Source organism: Xanthomonas sp. NCPPB 3761 (assembly GCF_041475705.2).
GTDB classification, from domain to species: domain Bacteria; phylum Pseudomonadota; class Gammaproteobacteria; order Xanthomonadales; family Xanthomonadaceae; genus Xanthomonas; species Xanthomonas phaseoli.
In genome coordinates, this window is sequence record NZ_CM191262.1 from 3,710,401 (window position 1) to 3,731,507 (window position 21,107).

The window sequence follows — 21,107 nt, forward strand, 5'->3', positions numbered from 1 at the left end:
GGGCCGCTGACAAAGCGTCCTCGGCAATCGTTCCCTGGCGCTTACCCCAGCAGCACCTGCTCATTGTCGACCCGCACCGGCACCGCAAACAGTGATTGGCCGCGACACGGCCCGCTGATGCACTCGCCACCACTGAGTTCGAAGGCCGCGCCGTGCGCGGCGCAGACCAATTGCCCTTCCTTGGTCTTGAGGAACTGCCCCGGCGCCCAGTCCAGCCGGCGGCCGGCATGCGGGCAGATGTTCAACCAGGCACGGACCTGGGCGCCTTCGCGATACAGCACCAGCGATTCGGTACCGCTATCCAGGAGTGCTTCGACTTCCAGAAACCCGGCGTCGGGAATCTGCGTCAACGTGGCAAGCGTGGTGGGCGATGGCAACGACATGCAGGCGACCGGAAACGATGGGCGATGAGGCCTGGATTGTGGCATGCGGGCCGGGCAGCACTGGCAGCCTCAGGCAGCCCCCTGGTGAGCGCGGACAACGCGATTCCTCGGACAACCGGACACAACCGGCCTTATGCGCCGCCATCCATGCATGCCGCACGTGATCGCCTTCGCAAATCGCCGCCTCAATTAACGAACTTTTCACTCAATGACATGAAACCGCAACGATACTGCGCGCTCGTTTCCTGCCCGGCAGCCCACCGCCATGCCCGCACGCATCTTCCAATTCGGCAACTTCCATCACCTGTTTGCGCCGCGCAAGCCGCGTCACCCATTGGTGCGCGTTGCCGCCGGCCTGGCTGGCCTGGTGATCCTTGCGGTGCTGATTTTCTTCAGCGTGTTCGTTGGCGCAGCAATGATCCTGGGCGGCATTGCCTGGAAGCTGTTGAGCAAGTCGAACCGCCGCACGCCGCAGCAGGCACGCGTGGTCGAGGCCGAGTACCACGTGGTGCGCAAGCCCGCATTGCCGTTGTCGCACTGACACCTGGCTGACTGCATGGCTGCGCCGCCGGCTCGGCCTGCGCAGCAGGTGCCGGGTGTGGTCGACGCCCGCATCGATGATGATTTGATTCCAGCAAGCCACACGTGGCGTGTGCTGGCTTGCCGCGGGCTGGGCAGTGCCACAGCGCCGGGTGATGCGCTGCGCTGATGGGTCAGACGCACATCGCTGCATCGAGCACCAGTTCATCGCCCTGCGCGCACTTTTGGTCGACACCGCATCAATGCGCACTGCGCTCGCATCAAATGCCGGCGGCGCGCTGCAGGGTCTGTGGTGGGTCCGCAATCGTCTGGTTGCCCCCGTGGCCATTCACGCGTCGATGCGGCTGGCTGACGCCTTGCAGCGCTGCCAGCCCCGCCGTGTCGTGCACTGGATGCAAGCGTCACGGTTCCGTCGTACACAGGCAAGCCGCTAGACTCGTGTGCCCGTATGTTGAGGATGCGTGCATGACCCACGATGTGATTCCCGCCGCCGATGTTCCGCGCATTCCAGTGGTGGGCGGCGGCAGTTTTCCGGTGCACCGCATCTACTGCGTGGGGCGCAACTTCGCCGACCACGCGCGCGAGATGGGCGCCACCGCACCCGCCTCCAAGGCCGAGCGTGGCCAGCCGACCTTTTTCATGAAGCCTGCCGATGCCATCGTGGTCGGCCACGGCGACCACATTCCCTACCCGCCCGGCACCAAGGAACTGCACCATGAGGTGGAACTGGTGGTGGCGCTGGGCAGCGATGCGCCGGCCGGCGAGTTGCCGGTGGAACAGGCAGAAGCGTTGATCTACGGCTACGGCGTGGGCCTGGATCTGACCCGTCGCGATCTGCAGGCCGCTGCCAAGGCCAAGGGCCTGCCGTGGGATATCGCAAAGGGCTTCGATCACTCCGCGCCGATCAGCGAGCTGGTGCATGCCGGCGAAGTCGGCGCGCTGGAGGCGCTGAATCTGTCGCTGGAGGTCAACGGCCAGGTGCGGCAGCAGTCGTTGCTGGATCAAATGATCTGGAACGTGCCGGAGATCCTGCACGAGTTGTCCAAACTCTATGCACTGCGCGCGGGCGATCTGATCTTCATGGGCACGCCGGCCGGCGTCGGCCCGTTGCTGCCGGGCGACCAGTTCAGTGCGCGCCTGGAGAACGTCGCCGAGCGCCACGGCATCATCGCCGGCTGACATCGGGCCGGCTACGATCGGGCTGCGGCAGTTGGTCCGCGACCGCAGTTGGAGTGCACTATGGGAATGGTCAGCGAATTCAAGCAATTCGCAATGCGCGGCAATGTCATCGACCTGGCGGTCGGTGTGGTCATCGGTGCGGCGTTCGGCAAGATCGTCACCGCACTGGTGGAGAAGATCATCATGCCGCCGATCGGTTGGGCCATCGGCAATGTGGATTTTTCGCGCCTGGCGTGGGTACTCAAGCCGGCCGGCGTCGATGCCACCGGCAAGGAAATCCCGGCCGTTGCCATTGGCTACGGCGACTTCATCAACACCGTCGTGCAGTTCCTGATCATCGCCTTCGCGATCTTCCTGGCGGTCAAGTTGATCAACCGCGTGACCCATCGCAAGCCCGATGCCCCGAAGGGCCCGAGCGAAGAAGTGCTGTTGCTGCGCGAGATTCGCGACGCGCTCAAGAACGACACGCTCAAGCCGCCAGGCGCGCTGTAAGCGGGCACAACCAACTGATGCAGGCTGTGGCGCAACTTCGCGCAGAAGGATGACCTTTCGCACGCAGACGGGGGACCTTGCGCTGATAAGCTCGGGGTCCCCTTGTCGTTGGAGCCGCCCTGCATGCGCCGTCTCGCTGTTGCCATCTGTGCCCTACTCGCCTGCTCCTGCGCGCTCGCCGCGCAGACCAGCATCCCCGACAGCGCATTGCGTACCGCAGCGCAGTTACGCGAGCAGGCGCTGGCCGACAACACCGGCTTTGCGGTGGTCCAATCGTTGACCACCGAAGTGGGCCCGCGCATTGCCGGTGGCGAAGCAGACCCGCGTGCGGTGGCCTGGGCCAAGGCGAAATTCGCTTCGCTGGGTTTTGACAAGGTATGGACCGAGCCGGTGACCTTTCCCAAATGGGAGCGTCGCAGCGAACACGCTGCCGTGCTCGGTGCGCATGCGCAGCCGCTGACCATCACCGCATTGGGCGGCAGCCCGGGCGGCACTGTCGAGGGCGAGGTGGTGCGTTTCGATACGTTGGCTGCGTTGCAGGCCGCGCCAGCCGGCTCGCTGGCCGGCAAGATCGCGTTCGTCGATTACCAGATGGTCAAGGCGCGCGACGGCAAGGATTACGGCAATGGCGGCGCCGTGCGCAGCAAGGGTCCGTCCGAAGCGATACGCAAGGGTGCAGTGGGATTTGTCATGCGCTCGGCCGGTACCGATTCGCACCGCGTGCCGCATACCGGCATCACCCGTTTCGATGAGGGCCTGACCCCGGTGCCGGCTGCAGCGCTGTCGGTGCCCGATGCCAACCAGCTCGCGCGGCTCACCGCGCTGGGCAGCACGCGCCTGCGCCTGACGCTGGATTGCGGCTGGGACGGCACGGCGACCTCGTACAACGTGATCGGCGAGATCACCGGGCGCAGCAAGCCCAAGGAAGTGGTGGTGATCGGCGGACATCTGGATTCGTGGGATCTGGGCACCGGCGCCATCGACGACGGCGCCGGCGTGGCGATCACCATGGCGGCAGGCCACCTGATCGGGCAACTCAAGCAGCCACCCAAGCGCAGCATCCGTGTGGTGGCCTTCGCCAACGAAGAGCAAGGGCTGTATGGCGGCAAGGCGTATGCCGCCGCGCACGGCACCGATGCCAAGGACATGGCACTGCACCAGATCGGCGCGGAAAGCGACTTCGGCGCCGGGCGCATCTACGCGTTCAACACCGGTGCTGCCGCACCGGAAGACTCGCGTGCAGCGACCAAGCAGATTGCCGAGGTGCTGGCACCATTGGGCATCGCGTATGAACCGAGCAAGGGTGGTCCCGGGCCGGATGTCGGGCCGATTTCCGCCAAGGGTGGCGCCTGGGGGTGGCTGGCGCAGGATGGCACCGACTACTTCGACCTGCACCACACCGCCGACGACACGCTGGACAAGATCGACCCCAAGGCGCTCGCGCAGAACGTGGCCGCCTACACCGTGTTCGCGTATCTCGCCGCAGAAGCCGATGGCGATTTCGGCAGCCGCGCCAAGAGTGTGCAACCGCCGAGCGAGTGAGTGGCGAGGACGATGCGGCGCATGCGCCGAACGCCGGATCTGGCAATGCTTTGCCGATCTTCGAGCGCCAAGCGCATGCAGGAATTGCACGATGCCTGGCGCTGTTGCTTGCGCAAATCGGCGCGTTCGTCTGGCGAGTGCGCAGTTGCGATGAAGCGGCTGCCACTGCGCGCGGGGCGCACCGGTTAGACAGACATTACTGGCTTGGCGGCGGTGCGTGCGCGGTGTCTTCCGCGGCGACCTGCAGTCTTCGCCGGTACTGAACAAGGTGATTGGTCGGTTGCTTTTTGTGGTCGCTTTACACGTCGAACCGGTAGCGCGCGCATTCGCTCTTACTCCAGGATGAGCACACACAATGGTGGTCAAGCGGCAACGCAGTGCGAACAATGCGGCGACGTTGTTGGATGTCGCCAAACACGCCGGCGTCTCGCCGATGACCGCTTCGCGTGTGATCAACCGTCACCCGCATGTGGGCGAAGCGATGCGCGCGCGCGTGGAGGCCTCGGTACAGGCATTGGGCTACCGGCCCAATCTGGCCGGCCGTTCGTTGCGGACCAGCGGGCTGCTGCGTATCGGCGTGCTGTATAGCAACCCGAGCGCGGCATATCTCAATCAATTCATGCTCGGCCTGCTCGAGCAAAGCAGCCTCACCGGCAGCCAGGTCATGGTGGAAAAGTGCGGTGCCATCCGCAGCCAGCGTGCGGCCACCGAGCGTCTGCTCGCAGCCGGGGTCGATGGGGTGATCCTGCCACCGCCGTTGTGCGACTCGCGCCAGACCATCACCGAACTCGATGCGCGCGGCATTCCGGTCGTAGCGGTGGCCAGCGGCGCACCGATGGCGCAAATCAGCTCGGTGCGGATCGACGACTACCAGGCTGCACGCGCCATCGTCGACCACCTGATCGAGCTCGGGCATCGTCGCATCGCGTTGATCAAGGGCGACCCGAAACACACCCCGAGCGCGCTGCGCGCCAACGGCTATCTCGACAGCCTGCACGCTGCCGGCGTGGCGGTCGCAGAGGGTTTGATCGCCGAGGGCCTGTTCACCTATCACTCCGGGTTACTCGCCGCGCGCGGCCTGTTGGCGCAGCCGCGACCACCCACCGCGATCTTCTGCAGCAACGACGACATGGCGGCCGCAGCGGTGGCGGTCGCACACGGACTGGGCTTGCGCGTGCCCGAAGATGTCTCCATCGCCGGCTTCGACGATACCCCGGTGGCCACCACCATCTGGCCAGAACTCACCACCGTGCATCAACCCGTCACCGCGATGGGGCGCGCTGCTGTGTCACTGCTGGCCGACGCGGTCCGTCAACGCCGCAAGGGCGACACCGCACCCGGCGTGCATCAGGTGATGAAGTACACGCTGGTCAAGCGCGGCTCGACGGCAGGGCCGCCGAAGACATAGCGCCGCAGCAGGCGATCACCGTCCGGTTCGGCATCGATGCCACCCATCAGTCGGCGCGCACGCTGCGCCGTCGCCGCCGACTGCCCCTTCATGAGCACCCAGGCTGACGGTTGTAGCACTCAACTGCCGGCATGAGTGCGCAGACGCCCACGCAATCACACAAAAAACGGCCACATCGCTTCCCGACGATGTAGCCGAATGGGAGGGTATTCGACGTCACCGCCGAACGTACTGCAGCGCCGTATCAAACGGCGACGGGAAGAACGCGCAATGACCGCTTGGAGAGGAACGAGGAGAACCGCATGTGCGGCACGGCGCGCGTACACCGTGCCGCACAGCAGCGTCTTGCATCAGTGCATGGCATCAAAAGCGCAAGCGCAGACCCGCGTAGTAGCGACGCTCGAAGATGTTCTGGTCGAAGTAGTGATTGGTCCATTGCGCGTAACGGCGTTCGCTTTCGCCAGTCAGGTTGGTGGCCTGGGCGTACAAGGTCAGGTGATCGTTGACGTCGTAGCTCAACGATGCGTCCAGGTAACCGACGTCATCATTCCAGATCGCCAGCTCGTCGCCCCATGCAGAACTGTTGACCTGGCTGAAGCGCTTGCTGCGCCAGTTGTAGGCCACGCGCGCCTGCAGCTTGTCCTTCTGATACCACAGCACCGCGTTGGCCTGATGCTTGGAGTTGTCGCCGATCGGCAGCGTGTTGCCGTCGATATCGGTGTTGTCGGTATCGGCATCGGAGAAGGTGTAGTTGATGTTGGTCCCGAAGCCGCTCAGCCAGCCCGGCAGGAAATCGAAGGCCTGCTGGTAGCCGATTTCGAAGCCCTTGATCTTGCCGCCGCCGCCATTGACGATGCGCTCGACCGGGCCACCCGCGCGCACGACGCCATCGGCATCGGGCAAGGGCTCGATATTGGTGACGGTGGTGGGGAACGACTTCACATCGATCAGGAACGCACCCACGCTGATCAACGAGGCGTCGGCGAAATACCATTCCCACGAGGCGTTGTAGTTGGTGGCGCGGTACGGATCCAGATCCGGATTGCCCGAACGGCCATTGAGGAACAGCACCGCATCCGATGGTAGCGACGGGTTACGCGGCGGTGTGCCATTCACCGCGTAGAAGCTCACCAGACCACGGCCCAGATCGGGCAGGTCCTGACGCGCAACCGCCTTGTTTTAGGCGAAACGCAGCTTCTGCGCATCGGTGATGTCCAGCGACAGGTTCGCGCTGGGCAGCACATCGGTGTACTGGCGATTCAGACGGTTGGTGCCGATCGCAGGACTGACGCCATTCCATTCGACATTGCCGATATAGACGTTGCCGCTGCTCAGGTACTGGTCGATCGCCAGCTTGGTCTGCACGATGCGTGCACCGATGTTGGCTGTCCACGGCACGCGCGTGCCGGTACCGCCTTCCAGGTTGGCCATGAAATAGGCCGAGCTGGTTTTTTCGGTGACCTGGTAGGAATCGGCTGCCTGCTGATACGCCACGTTGCCCGGATACAGGCTATTGAGATAAGCGACCGGGTCTTTCATCGCCTGCGGGTTGATTGCAGGCAGGCCCTGGCTACCCAGGCCGGTGACCTTGAGCGGATCGAAGTCGTTGAAATACGCCCAATAACCGGGAATCGAATTGAACGGCAGCAAGCGCGCCTCGGACACGCCGCTGCAGGTATCCACGATCAGCGGATCCTTGTAGTAGTACAGCGAACGGTTCGGGTCGGCGCAGCTGGACGACACCGGCGACAGATACCGATAGGTATCGAGCTTGAAATCGCGTTCGCCATAGCGAATACCGAACTGGAAGCCGCGCACCACGCCCTCGTCGAACTCGAAAGTGCCATCGGCGCGGAACGCATCCATCTTGGCCTCGATCTTGTTGCCCTGCGCCCAGGTGGACATCAGCTGCCAGTTGTCTGGATTGGACACATCGGTCGCCAGGTTGACCGCCGGATAGGTGCCGCGGAAATCCACCGATGCATCCACCGTGGGGAGGCCATTGACGTTGGCCCACTGGGTCACGCCGCCGGCACGTGGAATCTGGTCGCCGCGTGTCACCACTGCATCGGCACGCGCTTCGTCGTAGGTGCGCTGCGCATCGCCATGCACCCAGCGGAACGAGGCACGGAACGGCCCGCCGTCGTCGTAGCGCAATTCCAGATTGGTGTTGAGCGCATCCGAATCAGCCACCCCGGCCATCGAGTGCGCCTGGAAGCGGTTGTAGCGAAAATTGCCGTACTCCAGCACCCAGTTGGGATCGACGACCGACCCCGGCTGCAGCTGATTGGTCGCCCAACCGGTATGCAACTGCGCGGCTACCGAGGTGTCGTGGTCTTCGAGCTTGGTGTAGGCGGCGTCCGCCAGCACCGTCCACGCATCGTTGATGTTGAACTGGAACGAGCCGTTGAGGCCGGTGCGCTGGCGATCGGTGCTGCGGTTATCCAGCTCGGTGGCGACCCAATTGTAGAAATAGTCACGCGGCAAATTGCCCGGATCGGTGTTGTTGCCGATACGTCCATCGCCGTTGAAGTCGAAGCCGACATTCTGTTCGGTGGATTTCTGCGCGCCGTTGGAATACACGCTGGGGTGCTTGTTTTCCAGCGTGGCATCCGAATACGACACCGCCAGCAACGCGCCCCAACGCGCGGTACGGAAACTGGCCAATCCCGAATACAACGCGTTGGCTTTCTGCACGCGGTCGCCATACGAGCCTTCGGCCTGACCGCTGAAAGTCCAGCCTTCCGGCAGATCGAACGGACGCCGCGTCTTCAGCGAGACGGTGCCGCTGATGCCACCATCCAGATCGGCGGCAGTGGGCGACTTGATCACATCCACGCCACTGAACAGCGTGGGCGGAATATCCACGAAATCCGGCTGCGCGCGGCCGATGTTCGGCTGGCCATACTGATCGCCACCACCGGCACTCAAGTACAGCTCACCGTTCATGGTGGTCTGCACCTGCGGCATGCCACGGATATTGAGCTGCGATCCTTCGCCGGCCGAGCGCCGGATCTGCACGCCCGGCACGCGCTGCAGGGAATCGGTGATGGTGACGTCGGGCAATTTGCCGATGTCTTCGGCAGAAATCGAATCGATGATCTGCGCGGCGCTGCGCTTGTTCTCGATGGCCTCGGCCTGTGCGCCGCGCACGCCCTTGACCATTACCTTGTCCAGTTCGGTGACGCCTGCAGTGGTGGCGGTGTCCTGTGCGCTTGCGCCGCCGGCAAGCAGGGTGAGCGCAGCCGCGAGTGCGGCCGCCAATGGGGTGTGGCGGGTATTCGAATGCAGTTTGTTCATGTCCCCTCCCAGGGATGACGACACTCCACGACCGGTTCGACTGACATTGCCGGCACGGCAATGCGGTATTGGCTGACGGCACCAGGCGGTGCGTCAGTGCAAGCGCCGTGCACGACACGGCGCGGCAACACGCAGACCTCGCTACGGAGAACCGTTGGCGACGCCTGTGGATGGTTCGGCATTCCAGCCACGCAATTGCAGCGTGGCGTTGCGCAAGGTGGCAGCGGACGGGCCGCGAATTTCCACCACGCGCTCTTCGCCTGGCACCAGGCTGAGGTAGTTGTCGCTGTAATAGGCCGGCAGGATGCGCTGGCCTTGTCCATCCACCAGGGTCAGCTTGGTATTGAGGGCCACCTGCTGCGACGGGTTGCGGACGGTGGCGCGCAGCACGGCCTCCTCGTTGCCCTGCTGCACTTGCATGGTGAGCTGTAGCGGCACCTTTGCGAGCGCCTCCAGCCCACGCATCGCCACAGCATCGCGCGCCACCCAGTAGAAGTTGCGCGAGCGCACCACTGCATCGCGATCGAGCAACTGCAGCCGCACAAAGCCCAACCCGTTGGTGTCCTTCAGCAACGGTGCCAACTGCAGCACGGGTGCCGACACCGCCACCGCCGCGGCATCCAGTGCCTGTTCGCGCTGTTGCAGCAGCCTGCCGTCGTTGGCGTACACCTGTGCACGCACACGCAATCCACGCACCGCAGTGGCAGCATTGTTGACCACCACCACCTCGTGCCCGGGCAGATTCATCTGCACATGCAGCGTCTCGGCGGCGTTGCGCACGCCGTAATACGCGGCGTGGGTGTCGTAGTCATGGCTATACACCTGCCACATGTTGCTCGGCCACGCCGGGTGGCTCATCCACAGCAGGCGACCGCTATTCTTACTCCACAGCTGCGCGTTGAAGCCTTCGAAGATGGCGCGGTGGGTTTCGTAATTGAGCAGCTGGGCCTTGCGCTCGAAATCGGCCAGGCTGGTCGGTGCGCCCAGCTTGTCGGTCAGCGTGCGCATGAAACTCGTGGTATCGCCGTTACCGGACTGATGCCAGTCGTGGTACGCCCAGGCATCGCTGATCGGCCATTGGTCGCCAACGGCCGGCACTGAAGCCTTGAACGACTCCAGCGTGGAGAACGATGGCGTGCCTACCTCCACCGAGAAACCCTGCGCCAGCTTGTTGAAGTACGCCACCGGCTCGCGATAGTTGTACGGCCCACTGCCCTGCAAATTGATCTCGTTGGAACTGCCGGTGTACCAGCGCGTGCCGTCGAGTTCGGCGACCAGCTTGTCCAGGCCTTCATTCAGGATGGGGGCGGGCACGCCTTCGTTGCGCCCGAACCACAACACGATGGACGGATGATTGCGGAAGCGCTTGATCACCTCGGCCGCGTTGTCCAGGAACAACGCCGCGTCGGCCGGCTCCATGTTGTAGTTCTGCGTGGACTGCCAGAAATCGTTGAGCACCAACATGCCGTATTCGTCGGCCAGCTCGAAGAAGCTTGCTTCGGTGTTCTGCCCGACCCAGTTGCGCACCACATTGAAATGCGCATCGCGCTGCAGGCGGAAGTACGGCTCCAGCCGCTCACGCGAAACGCGCTTGCGCCAATCGTCCATGCCCCAGTTACCGCCCTTCACCGCAATGCGCACACCGTTGATGCGAATGACCAGATGCGGGGCCAGCGTGGAATCGTCCAGCTGTTGCACTGCCGGCGAACCCAGCGCACCGGGATACAGCGACTGCGCGTTACCACCGGGTACCGGCCGAATCGCCGCATGGCGTACATCGACGATGCGTTCGCCACGCTGGCGGGCCTGGTTGAGATCGACCAGCACACGGCGCAATGCGCCATCGTCGTCGAATAACGAAAGTTCGTAAGTCACCTCGCGAATACCGAAGCGCAGCTGCTGCGCATCCGAGCGCGCGCCTGCCACATCGACGCCCGCCTGCAGCGTGTACAGCGCAGGCTCCCCGTAGCCGTTAGGCCACCACAGCCGCGGGTTGAGAATGCGCAACTGCGGCGTATCGCCTGCGGTGAACTTCAGCGTAATGCCGCCGGCCGGCACCGTGACCTGGCGCTGGATGGTCACATCGCCGAAGGCCAACTGCACGCTGCCCTGCACTGCGGCAGGCGTGTCGTTGCGCAGCGGCACGTTGATTTCCAGTTCGGCGCGTCGATGGTCCGGCGCCAAGCGCGCGGTCACCACCTGGATGTCGCCAAGTGCGAGCGGTCCGCTGGCGTGCAACTGCACGCCCTGCCACAGACCGGCATTGCGGTCGCGCACTGCGGGAATCCAGTCCCACCCCTCGCTGGCGATGAAGGTCGGACCATCCAAGGCCTGCATGCCACCGTTTTCGCCGACGCCTGCGCTCATCGATTGTTCGTGCGCAATGCCAGGATGCGGTGGCGGCGATACCCGTACCGCAATGACGTTGCGACCTGGCGTGAGCTGCTTGCTGACATCGAAACGACCGCGCGCGAATGCGCCGCGGGTGTGCCCGACCTGCACGCCGTTGACCCAAATATCGCCGGCATAGTTGATGCCGTTGAACAACAGCTCCAGACGCTTGCCTTGCGCGGCGGCAGGCAGGTCGAAACTGCTGCGGTAGCACCAGTCCTGACGGCTCAGCGCTTCGGGAATGGCCATGTTGTTGAGGCCGATGTCCGGATCCGGATGCACGCCACGGTCGACCAGCGTGGTGAGCACGGTGCCCGGCACGGTCGCCACACGCCACGCCGCGTTGCCGGTCGTGTCATCGCGGCGCGACAGCGTGGCGCCGGTCGCTTGACCAAGCTCGGGTGCTGCGGCCAGTTGCCATGCACCTACACGCCAGGATGCGGCATCCAGCGATTGCAGCGCAGGCGCATCCGGGACTGGCTGTGCAACCGGCGTCGAGAACGCGGCGCTACTGCGCGGCAGCGTTGCAGCCGGCTGCGGCGCAAGCTGGCCGGCCATCTGCTTGGTCTGCACGCGCCAGCCTGGCGATGCGTCTTCGAAGCGTTGCAGTGCCGGATCCGGCGCGTTTGCGGCAAGCCGTGCAATGGCCTGTGCATCCAGCGCGCCCGCCTGTGCGGTAAAGCCCGCGATATCGCCGCCGAAGTGCTGCGTATACGCCGCAGCTTGCTGGCGTGGACCGAATACCAGCGTCGGCGCGACGGCCGCCCGCTGCACACGACCGCTGGCGACCTTGCGGCCGTTGGCGTACAGGGTCAGGCGTTCGCCCTGGGCAACTGCGGCCACTTGCGTCCAGTTGTCCGCATGCAAGGCCTGCGTACTGCGCAGAACATTGTCGGCGCCCTGCGCAAAACCGAGCGTGCCGCCATCGATCACGAAATAGCGGCCGGCCCCTTGCGGATCGCCGATGCCCGCTATCAACGCGGGACCTGTGATCGAACGTGATGGGCGCACCCATCCGAAGACGCTCCAGTCCGCATCGGCAGACAACCACGGCGTCTGGGCGGCGAGTTTCTTGGTCAGCGCAACGCCACCGGCAAGCACGCGCACGTCATACGGACCGGGCGGATCGTCGGCTGGCGCTGCCTCCACTGCAGTGCAACCCATGCAAGCACACAACAACCACAGCGCTCCGCGGCGGAACGCCCTGCGAACCATCAGCATTAGAGGCCTCTCCCAAGCTCTACTGCCACGCAACGGTGCACACCGCTTCGATGCAATCGGCAACCCGTCGTGCAGACGTTCTGCGTCATGACCTCCGTGATGCCGCCCGTGGCTGCCGCCCCTGTTTCAGCGGCCATGGTGCGAGGTAACGTTACCCCAGCTGGATATCGACAACAACCTTTCTGGGTTAGGGTTGGCAATCCCAGGAGGAGGGAATCATGCGAAACCTGATCCAGTCCGCAGTCCCGGCGGCATGTGCATTGCTGTGTTTGATCGCTGCACCCGCTGCAGCACAGAGCTTGCGCGTGCAATCGCCCGATGCACGCATGCAAGTGGAATTCACGCTGCGCGCCGATGGCGTGCCCAGCTATCGCGTGCTGTATCGCAACACATTGGTGCTCGACGATGCACCGCTCGGGCTGGATCTGGGCCGAGGCAACAAGCTCGGCCGTGACATGACGCTGCAAGGCAGCACGACCGAACTGCACGACAGCCGCTTCACCTTGCCGGTCGGAAAGACGCGACAGGCACGCGACCACTATCGAGCACTGCGCGTGCAACTGACCGATACGCAACATCGCAAGCTCGGCATCGAACTGCGTGCGTATGACGACGGCGTTGCACTGCGTTACGTCCTGCCGGATACGGGCCAGGTGCGCATTCGCGACGAACTCACCAGCTTCGCGTTCCCGCGCGATTACCGCTGTTGGAACTTGAATCTGGGCCGCTTCGGAACCAGTCACGAGGGCGAATACGATGCCATCGCCGCATCGAAATTGCGTGCCCACAATTTGATCGAGTTACCGCTGGTGTGCCAGACCGACGCCGGCGGCACCACGCTTGCGATCGGCGAAGCGAATCTGCGCGATTACGCCGGGTTGTATCTCACCGGTCGTTCCGATGGCGGCCTGGGCGTGTCGGCAAAACTGTCGCCACGCCTGGACGACCCCACGGTGGCGGTCAGCATCGATGCCAAGGGCCGCGATTTCGCCACGCCGTGGCGCGTCATCATGCTGGCCGACAATCCCGCAAGCCTGATCGAATCCAACCTGATTTCCGCGCTGAATCCGCCGCCCGCCTTCGATGCGAGTTGGGTGCGCGCGGGCAAATCGGCGTGGGATTGGTGGTCGGGCAGTCTGGCCAGCGGGGTGGCGAACCCGGGAATGAATACCGCCACCGTCCAGCGTTATATCGACCATGCGCAGCAGTTGAAGCTGCAATACATGCTGATCGACGACGGCTGGCATTACGGCAGCACCGGCGATGGCCAGTACAACGCCGATGCAGACATTCTCCGCCCGGTCGAGCAACTCGATCTGCCTGGCTTGGTGAACTACGCACGCAAGCGCGATGTCGGGTTGTGGCTGTGGGCGCACTGGCGCGCGCTCGATGCGCACATGGACCAAGCGCTCACCTGGTACCAGCAGCTGGGCATCAAGGGCATCAAGGTCGATTTCATGGACCGCGACGATCAGCAGATGGTGGACTTCTATCATCGTCTTCTGAGCAAGGCTGCCGAGCACAGGCTGCTGGTGGATCTGCACGGTGCGTATCACCCGACCGGGCTGACCCGCACCTATCCGAACTACCTCACCCAGGAGGGCGTGCTCGGCGCCGAGTACAACAAGTGGAGCGCGCGCATCACCGCAACCCACAACCTCACCCTGCCGTTTACGCGCATGTTGCTCGGGCCGATGGATTACACGCCTGGCGGCTTCCGCAATGTCCGTCCGGCCGAGTTCAAGCCACAACACGTCGGGCCGCAGGTGATGACCACACGCGCGCAGCAATTGGCGATGTACGTGGTCTACGAGAGTCCGTTTGCGGTGGTGGCCGACAGTCCCGAGCAATACGAAAACGTACCTGCCGCGCAGTTCTTGCGTGATGTGCCGGCAAGCTGGGACGAGACGCGCGCGCTGGATGGCGCCATCGGCGAGCACATCGCGCTGGCGCGGCGTAGCGGCAAGGACTGGTATGTGGGTGCAATGACCAACGAGCAGGCGCGCACGATGGAGGTGCCGTTATCGTTCTTGGGCAAGGGCAACTGGACAGCCACCATCTACGCCGATGGACAGGCGCCGACGGACGTGCGCATCGACACCCGCACACTCACCCGCAACGACACCTTGCAGCTGAACTTGGCGGCAAATGGCGGCGCGGCGATCAGGCTGCAGAGAAAGTAACGGCCGCCATCTCAGGACGAAGTGCCTCACGCACCTTCGCGGTACGCGCAGGCGCTTGGTCATGGCATCACACGCGCGCACCGCAGCGGTGCGCGCGTTTCGCACCACGGATGGCGTTATGGCATATCCACGCCCACACACACCGCCGGGCGCGCGTCCTTGATGGGTTGCACGCCATGCGCGTCGAACTGCAGCCCCGCATGCGTCGGCGCAAATGCCGGCCAGGCCGGCAGACCCTTGGCATTCGGATTGCCATGCTGCACGAACGCGGCCCAATAGCGCTGCAGGGACACCGGCGGCTGGCCGATCGGCAGGTTCTTGAACAGGAACGGCAACTCGGCGCTATGCGTCACCTGCCCGCCGGGCACGGCGGTATCGAACACGTAATGCCACACCGGCGCGCCCAACGCAGCCTGGCGTTGCGCCACGGTCACCGCCGGGCAACGGAAGGTTAGATCGGTGGACAACTGCATGGACACATTGCCTTGCCGTTCGGCGCGCTGCGCGGTGGCGGCGCGATGCGTTTGCAGGATGGTCTCGGCGTGGTCGGGATAGTCGCGGCGCACCCGCTTCTCGGCGCCTTCCTCACCGCCATAGCGCAGTTCCTGCACCACGTAACCGATCAACAGCGGCACCTTTGCCTGCGCGCCGGCAGCCAGCAGCTCGGCCGGCGCACGCGGCAGCACGCGCCCGTCGACGACCGCCTGCAACCAGATATAGCCGTCGTCATCCAAGGCCGGCACATCCACGCCCTGCGCGGCCTTGAGCAGTCGGTCGGCCGGCAACGCGCGTAGTTGCGCCAGCCGTGTGGCCGGCTCGTCGATGCCGGCGCGTTCGGCAATGCGCACGCCCAGCGCGCGATTGTCTTCCAAGCTGCGCGCCGGCAGGCCGAAGCCGGCAGTGCCGCTCTGTTCGATGGCTGCCGAGAACAGGCCGCGTGCGAGCGGGCTGAGCATCAGCAAGCCCACGTCCTGGCCGCCGGCCGACTGCCCGGCGATGGTCACCCGCGCGGGGTCGCCGCCGAACTGCGCGATGTTGTCGCGCACCCATTGCAAGGCAGCGATCTGGTCGAGCAAGGCGTAGTTGCCGGCGGCTTCGTTGTCGCCATCGGCCAGCTCCGGCAACGACAGGAACCCCAATGCGCCCAGCCGGTATTGCAGCGTCACCACCAGCATGCCCTGCGCCACCAGGTTGGTGGGCAGATGTCCATCGGCGCCGCCCGCCACGTTCGCGCCACCGTGGATCCACACGAATACCGGCAGCGGCCTGGCCGGATGCAGCTGCGGTGTCTGCACTTCGACATAGAGGCAATCTTCGGTGCCGCGCTTGGCCATGGCGTTGTTCCAGCCCAGCGCCGGCTGCACGCACGGCGTGGCAGCCTGAGTGGCGTCGCGCACCTGCGTCCATGCGGCGATCGGCTGCGGCGGGCGCCAGCGCAGCGCGCCCAGTGGCGGCGCAGCGAAGGGGATCGCGCGGAAAACCGCACTGCCATCGTCCTGCCATTGGCCACGCACCGCACCATGGTCGGTGCGCACCTGGGGAGGTGCCGCCGGCGTGGCGGCGGACGCATTCGCACCGAGCAGGCAACCGGTCGCAAGCAACAACGCACAAAGACGCAGCATCAGTGTTCTCCGGTGAGCACGCGCGCGTGCCAGGCGGCCTGGAAGACCGCAGTGGCCGAGGCGACATTGAGACTTTCCACCTTGCCGCTGCCGCGGATCGACAACTGCAGATCGCAATCGCGCGCAAATGCGCGGTCCATGCCGTCGCTTTCTGCGCCCATCACGTACACCAGGCGCTGCGGCAACGCGGCGGCGAAGACGTCCTGGCCACCGTCGACGAGTGTGGCGGCAATCGCAAAGCCGGCCTGGCGCAGCTGCGTCATCGCCGTTGCAGTGTCAGGCAGTTGCACCAGCGGTACCGCTTCGGCGCCGCCTTCTGCCACGCGTGCCGCCGCGCCCGACAGGCCCAACGTGGAACCGGCCGGCAACAACAGACCGGCCACGCCGAAGTGCGCCGACGAGCGCAATATCGCCCCGAAGTTATGCGGGTTGCCCACCCCATCCAGCCACAGCGCCAGCACCGGGCCCTGCGGCAACGCAGCCAGCCATTCCTGCAAGGGTTGCGGGGCGACGCGCAGCACCTCGGCCACCACGCCCTCATGGTGTGCACTGGCGGCGAGCTTGCTCAGATCGGCCTCTTCCACCACGCGATAGCCGATGCGCTGGGTCACGCACCACGCCAGCAGCGCCTTGAACTGCGGAATACGCGCCTCGCTCAGGTACAGCTTGCGCAGCGCCTGCGGACGCGCCTGGAACACGGCCTGCACGGCGTTGATGCCGTACAGCCGCACCTCACGCGCGTTGCTATTCGCTGCAGCGGCAGGTGGGGTGGCAGCAGGAGTGTGCTGCGCTGCAGCGCGGGGTGCGGCGCTGCACGGTGCAGGTGTGCGCGGCGCGGCGCGGCCCCAGGGGTTGTGCGAGGGGCCGGAGCCGCCATCGCGTGGCGGCCGTCCGCCGCGTCCATCATGCTGTGTCATTGTCGGATCCAGAAGTTCGTGTTGCGTGCAGTGCGCAACGGCTGTTTCCGGCCGTTCGCCGTCTGCGCGTCGATCAGGTTGCAGCACCGGCAGCGCCGCTGCCGCACAAGCAGTGACGACGATGGTAAGCCACTGGCGCGATGGTCCATACACGCGGCCGCGCTGAGGCATGTTGAACGTCGTGCCGCCTGCAGGGGGGCGTCGACGCGACCCGGAGGCCAGCAGGATCTGCGCACCTCGTGCGGCGGGCATTTCCCCGTCCTGCAGCTGGCAATCATGCGCGTGCGATCACGCAGGGTTGGACGCGCACACGGGCACGCAAAGCGCAGCAGCTGGATCCACCCGCGCGAACACCCGCAGATCGTGCAGCCCATCCGGCTTGAGCAGCGCACAGCGGCTGACGCCTTCTTCGACGAAGCCATTGCGCAGCAACACCGCGGCCGATGCAGGATTGCTATCGAGCACGGTGGCCTGCACCCGATACAGCGGTCGCGTCTGCATCGCCCAGGCGACATACGTGCCCACGATCCGGGTCATCCAGCCGCGGCCCCAATAGCTGCGACCGAGCCAATACCCCAGCTCGGCCGAGTAGCGACGTTCGCCCTGCCCTGGGCGCACTGCGATCGTGCCGCAGGCCTGGCCATCGATCTCGATGGCCAGCACCGGGTCGCGCAAATCGACAACCCGTCCGGCCAGGAACGCTTCGCCGTCGGCACGGGTATATGGGTGAGGGAATCGCTCGCTCAATCCGCGCGGCACCAGCGGCTCGTTGGCATGCCGCACCAAGGCATCCAGGTCGTCCCGGCGCCAGCGGCGCAGCACGAAGCCTTCCCCGTGCACCATCAGCGATTGGTCCATTGCGTTGGTCATGGCATGCGCAGCATCGACTCCCGCGATACTGCGCACACTGGCCGCACGCCGCAACTCAGCGCTGGGCGATCTGCGCCTGTTTCAGTGCCGCGCACAGGCGGATGGTCTCGCCGGTCTGCGCCAGGCCGCGGTCCGCACCACTGAGCTTGGCCAGGCGCGGCTTGAAGAACGCATCCAGGCGGTCGGCCTCGTCCACACTGCAGCCACCGGAAGCACCCAGCGCCGGCAATCCGCCACCATCGAACGAGCCACTGCGTTGCACGATGCGGTCGAAGTTGGCGGTGAACCAGGCCCACATCGAATCATGCGAGCGCTCATCGCTGTGCCCGCGCATCAGCAGGCTCTTCATCTCGCCCACCTTGATCGCGTCGGTCAGCGCGAAATCGCGCACCTGCTTCAGCAGCCCCGGGTCCTGCACCGCACCCAGTGCGGCGATCATGGCGTTGCGCTGGGCTGGGTCGGCGTGCGTGCGCAGTGCATCGATCAGCCTCTGCACCGCCGGTGCGCCGCGTTCCTGGACAGTCACTGCCAGCACGGTGCCGAGCAGGTCAGGGTTGGCGGCGGAAAAATCCAGCGCACCATTGCCGCCGGCCAGCACCGCATCGCCTTGCGCCAGCAGGGCCTTGCGTACCTCTGCATTCTGCAGACGCAAGGCGAACACACTGGCCAGCGACGTGCGCAGGGCGGTGTCGTCGATCGACTCACCGCTGCGCCGCGTATAACCCAGCGCACGCAGACGCGGCAGGTACGACTGTTCGGCCGCCTTGCGCAAGGCGCCGCGCTGGGCCTCGGTGGTGGCCTGGTAACGCCAGATCCACACGAAGCGTTCCAGCAGCGCGGTGGACACGTCGGCCGATGCCGACGGCGCCAACTGCGCGAGCGCTGCCAGCACGGCCGCGTTGTCGGCATCGCCATGCCGGTACGCCGCATTGATCGCATCGGCGTAGGCGAGCTGTTCGTTATCGTCCAGCTGGCCGACCTGCTTGCCCAGCGCCGCCAATTGCTTCTTGGGCAGCGAGAAACGGTAATAGCCGGCGCCACGCGCATTCGGGAACACCCAGGTGTTCTTGCCGGCGCCCTCCAGCACGATGCTGCCGCTGCCGTTTTCGAGCAACTGGCAGGCGGTACTGACCTGGTTCTTGCCCTTGCCGTACTTCACGCACACCGGCACGCCCCACTGTTGCGCCGCAGAGCCGGTGGAGCCCAGCGGCAGGTAACGTTGCTGCTGCAGTTTGACCACGGTCTTGCCGCCTTCGCGCGCCACCTGGGTCTGCAGATACGGCACGCCCGGCTGGTTGAGGAAGCTGCGGAATGCGGCCTTGAAATCATCGCCCTTGCCGGCCGCTTCTGCGATCGCATCGACCAGGTCGTCGGCAGTCGCGTTACCGAACTGATGCTTGGCGATATACGCGCGCATGCCCTCGCGGAACACGTCTTCGCCAACGAAGGCCTCGAACATTGCCAGCACTGCCGCGCCCTTCTGGTAGGTAATGCCGTCGAACGCGGTTTCGATATCGCCATTGCCGGTGATCGGCTGGCGAATCTTGCGTGCGCTCACCAGGCTGTCGTTCTCCATCGCATGCTGCGCGCCGCCGATGCGGTCCAGGTTGGCATGGTATTCCGGATGCAGCTGCATGGTGATCTTCTGCTGCATCCAGGTGGCGAAGGCTTCGTTGAGCCACAGGTCGTCCCACCACGCCATGGTCACGGTGTCGCCGGTCCACTGATGCGCCAGTTCGTGCGCATTGACGTTGAAGGAGCGCTGCACGTTCTCGGCCGGCGAATCCTTGTCCAGCAACAGCAGCCAATCGCGGAAGGTGACAAACCCCGGGTTTTCCATTGCGCCGGCGCTGAAGTCCGGTGCAGCGACCAGATCGAGCTTGTCGAACGGATAACCGAAGGCGTAGTAGTCCTCCAGCGCGGCGATGATGGCCGGGGTCTGGTCCAGCGCCGGGGTGATGCGCGGGCCCTGGCCCTTGGCGGCAATGCCGCGCAACGGCGTGGCGGTGGGGCGCTGCGGGGTGGCCGGCATCGGCGCCACATCCACCACGTCCCACGGGCCGGCGGCGTAGGCGACCAGATAGGTCGGCAGCGGCACTGTCGGGGCGAAGGTCACCGTCTTCCAGCCCTTGCCGGCCGGCTTGGTCGAGGTCGCGATGGTGTTGGCCAGCGCCTGGTCATTGCTGGGCACGGTCAGGCTGATGTCGAACGGCGTCTTGAACGCCGGCTCGTCGAAACCCGGGAACGCATAGCGCGCACTGATCGGTTCCATCTGCGTCATCGCATACGCCTTGCCCTGGTATTTCACCTGGTACAGGCCCTGCAGCTGCTGGTTGAGCGGCGCGCTGTAGGCGATCTCCACGGTAAGCGTCTGCGGTGTGAGCGTGCGGCCGAAATCCAGCCGCGCCACGCCGGCTTGCGCATCGGCTTCCACATAGCGTGCAGTCAGCGCCTTGCCTTTGCCCTTAGCGGGCTTGACGGTGACCTTGCTGACCTTCAACTCCTTGCCGTGCAGCCAGAGATGGTCGGACGCCTGCTTGAGCTGCACGCGAATGGTGGTGCGGCCGCTGAATTGGGTCTGCTCCGGGTCGATCTTGAGCGCGAGGCTATAACGCTCCGGCACTGCCCAGGTCGGCAGACGACCATTGGGAACCGGCTCGCCGGACGACTGCGCCAGCGCATTGCCGCAGCACAACGCGAGAAGAGAAGGAGCAAGCAAACAGGCAAGACGACGCATCGACAACTCCGGGGATGGCAATCGTCGAAGTGCACCATATCCATCCATGACTGTCATGGGCCATTGGTTGGCGACCGGCTCGCACCCACGACGCGCCTACGACATCGGCTACGACAGGCGCCTATTTCAGCCGGGCGGCGTTAGGAGGGCTCGCAGCGCCGACCTACCCGGCACAGCCGTATGAGGCGGATCGCAGCGCGCACATAGCCGCCGCCTGCAACGTCTCGCGCAGCGACACCGGGCGCTCGGCTGGACGACTGCACACGCCGGCCCAGGGCGTCGATGGTCTTGCGCCCCCTTCCGTATCGGCGAACGCCGGCAG

13 protein-coding genes and 1 pseudogene are annotated in these 21,107 nt (G+C 65.1%); 7 read left to right on the forward strand and 7 right to left on the reverse strand.

Going from position 1 to position 21,107, the window contains the following annotated elements:
- Positions 1 to 41: 41 nt before the first annotated feature.
- Positions 42 to 383 (reverse strand): Rieske (2Fe-2S) protein, encoded by a 342-nt coding sequence (locus ACCQ00_RS16165; RefSeq protein WP_039573622.1) that lies wholly within the window; start codon positions 381 to 383, stop codon positions 42 to 44.
- 265 nt (positions 384 to 648) lie between these two features.
- Between ACCQ00_RS16165 and ACCQ00_RS16170 the strand changes: the two genes are divergently transcribed.
- From ACCQ00_RS16170 to ACCQ00_RS16195, 6 genes are all read left to right on the forward strand, one after another.
- Entirely contained in the window at positions 649 to 924 is a 276-nt protein-coding gene (locus ACCQ00_RS16170) for a hypothetical protein (protein WP_017155446.1), read from the forward strand.
- Between the two features lie 109 nt (positions 925 to 1,033).
- Positions 1,034 to 1,357: a hypothetical protein gene (locus tag ACCQ00_RS16175; RefSeq protein WP_046736039.1), complete on the forward strand. Its 324-nt coding sequence runs from the start codon at positions 1,034 to 1,036 to the stop codon at positions 1,355 to 1,357.
- 31 nt (positions 1,358 to 1,388) lie between these two features.
- Positions 1,389 to 2,102 carry a fumarylacetoacetate hydrolase family protein gene (locus ACCQ00_RS16180; protein WP_039573626.1) on the forward strand — a complete coding sequence of 238 codons (714 nt, stop codon included), beginning with the start codon at positions 1,389 to 1,391 and terminating at the stop codon, positions 2,100 to 2,102.
- Between the two features lie 60 nt (positions 2,103 to 2,162).
- Positions 2,163 to 2,594: a large-conductance mechanosensitive channel protein MscL gene (gene mscL, locus ACCQ00_RS16185; RefSeq protein ID WP_372353981.1), complete on the forward strand. Its 432-nt coding sequence runs from the start codon at positions 2,163 to 2,165 to the stop codon at positions 2,592 to 2,594.
- Positions 2,595 to 2,717: 123 nt separating this feature from the next.
- A complete protein-coding gene (locus ACCQ00_RS16190; protein WP_017160431.1) occupies positions 2,718 to 4,136 on the forward strand; it encodes a M28 family peptidase in 1,419 nt (472 codons plus the stop codon).
- Between the two features lie 355 nt (positions 4,137 to 4,491).
- Positions 4,492 to 5,544, forward strand: a complete 1,053-nt coding sequence (locus ACCQ00_RS16195; RefSeq protein WP_039583627.1) for a LacI family DNA-binding transcriptional regulator — start codon at positions 4,492 to 4,494, stop codon at positions 5,542 to 5,544.
- A gap of 363 nt (positions 5,545 to 5,907) precedes the next feature.
- Here ACCQ00_RS16195 and ACCQ00_RS16200 read toward each other — a convergent pair.
- Positions 5,908 to 8,844 (reverse strand): annotated as a pseudogene (locus tag ACCQ00_RS16200) (TonB-dependent receptor).
- 141 nt (positions 8,845 to 8,985) lie between these two features.
- Positions 8,986 to 12,456: a glycosyl hydrolase 2 galactose-binding domain-containing protein gene (locus ACCQ00_RS16205; protein ID WP_372353982.1), complete on the reverse strand. Its 3,471-nt coding sequence runs from the start codon at positions 12,454 to 12,456 to the stop codon at positions 8,986 to 8,988.
- Positions 12,457 to 12,674: 218 nt separating this feature from the next.
- Here ACCQ00_RS16205 and ACCQ00_RS16210 point away from each other — a divergent pair, with 218 nt between their 5' ends.
- On the forward strand, positions 12,675 to 14,639 hold the full coding sequence (locus tag ACCQ00_RS16210) for a glycoside hydrolase family 97 protein (protein WP_372353983.1): 1,965 nt from the start codon (positions 12,675 to 12,677) through the stop codon (positions 14,637 to 14,639).
- A 116-nt stretch (positions 14,640 to 14,755) separates the two neighbouring features.
- Here the strand turns inward: ACCQ00_RS16210 and ACCQ00_RS16215 are convergent, their stop codons facing one another.
- From ACCQ00_RS16215 to ACCQ00_RS16230, 4 genes are all read right to left on the reverse strand, one after another.
- Entirely contained in the window at positions 14,756 to 16,261 is a 1,506-nt protein-coding gene (locus tag ACCQ00_RS16215; RefSeq protein ID WP_039573645.1) for a carboxylesterase/lipase family protein, read from the reverse strand.
- Positions 16,261 to 17,178, reverse strand: coding sequence for a TrmH family RNA methyltransferase (locus ACCQ00_RS16220; RefSeq protein WP_039573648.1), 918 nt, complete (start codon positions 17,176 to 17,178; stop codon positions 16,261 to 16,263). The genes ACCQ00_RS16215 and ACCQ00_RS16220 overlap by 1 nt, the downstream gene beginning before the upstream one ends.
- A 288-nt stretch (positions 17,179 to 17,466) precedes the next feature.
- On the reverse strand, positions 17,467 to 18,036 hold the full coding sequence (locus tag ACCQ00_RS16225) for a GNAT family N-acetyltransferase (RefSeq protein ID WP_039573706.1): 570 nt from the start codon (positions 18,034 to 18,036) through the stop codon (positions 17,467 to 17,469).
- Between the two features lie 67 nt (positions 18,037 to 18,103).
- Positions 18,104 to 20,785 (reverse strand): M1 family metallopeptidase, encoded by a 2,682-nt coding sequence (locus ACCQ00_RS16230; RefSeq protein ID WP_039573651.1) that lies wholly within the window; start codon positions 20,783 to 20,785, stop codon positions 18,104 to 18,106.
- Positions 20,786 to 21,107 lie beyond the last annotated feature (322 nt).